We start from the raw sequence: 1,097 nt of genomic DNA, 5'->3' as shown, positions 1-1,097 counted from the left end.
TACGACACCACGTCGTGCTGCGCCAGCGCGTGCGGGTGCGTGGGCGTGCCGCGCTGCGCCAGGTAGGCGGGCGATGCGCACAGCACCATGCGCGTGCGGGCCAGCTTGCGGCTGACCAGGCTCGAATCGGGCAACCGCGCGATGCGGATCACCAGGTCGTAGCCCTCCTCCACCAGGTCCATCACGCGGTCCGACAAGACGATATCCAGGCTGACCTGCGGGTTCTGCGCGGCAAAGCGGCCCCACAGCGCGGCCAGGTGCAGCGCGCCGAAGGTTTGCGGCGCGCCGATGCGCAGGCGGCCCTGCGCCTGCACGGTGCTGGACGCCACCTCGGCCTCGGCCTCCTGCACGGCTTGCAGCACCTCCTTGCAGCGCTGGTAGTAGGCCTGGCCCTCACTGGTCAGCGACAGGCGGCGCGTGGTGCGCTGCAACAGCCGCGTGCCCAGGTGTGCTTCCAGATCGCTGACCTGGCGCGACACGGCGGGCTTGGACAGCCCCGTGGTGTCCATCGCCCCCACGAAACTGCCAGCCTCGACCACGGCCGTAAAGGTCTTCATTGCTTGTAATACATCCATAGTCTTGATTATCGGAACTATTTAACTCTCTGCCTATGGTTTATCTCTTCGATCAACCCTAATACAGTTCATCCCACGCCAGCAAACCTGTCGGCGAATGGGCAACAAGCCATCTCACACCACCAAAGGAAAGCATCATGAACATCACTATCGTCGGCGCCGGAAACATGGGCGCAGGTTTCGTCAAACAACTTAGCGCCGCTGGCCACAAGGTCACCGTGACGGCACGCGATCTGGCAAAGGCACAGGCCGTGGCCAGCGCCCACACCGGCGCTTCGGCTGCCGCACCCGCCGAGGCTCTCGGCGACGCGCAAGTCGTCATCCTGGCCACCGGCTACGCCGATGCCGTCCCGGCGCTGCAAGCACTGGGCTCGCTCGAAGGCCGCATCGTGGTCGACATCACCAACCCGCTGACGGCCGACTACATGGGCCTGACGCTGGGCTTCGATACATCAGCCGCCGAAGAGATCGCCAAGGCCGTGCCCGGCGCGCTGGTGGTCAAGGCCTTCAACACCGTGCTGG

2 protein-coding genes are annotated in these 1,097 nt (G+C 65.4%); one reads left to right on the top strand and one right to left on the bottom strand.

Going from position 1 to position 1,097, the window contains the following annotated elements:
- The coding region (locus AC097L_RS25835; RefSeq protein ID WP_479589550.1) for a LysR family transcriptional regulator at positions 1 to 575 on the bottom strand (575 nt) is incomplete at its 3' end.
- 137 nt (positions 576 to 712) lie between these two features.
- Between AC097L_RS25835 and AC097L_RS25830 the strand changes: the two genes are divergently transcribed.
- On the top strand, positions 713 to 1,097 hold a 385-nt coding region (locus tag AC097L_RS25830; RefSeq protein ID WP_479589549.1), incomplete at its 3' end, for an NADPH-dependent F420 reductase.

It is taken from the genome of Rhodoferax sp. RT5P35, assembly GCF_056521385.1.
Note: the sequence above shows the minus strand (reverse complement) of the source record. Positions and strands in the feature narration are given on the sequence as shown.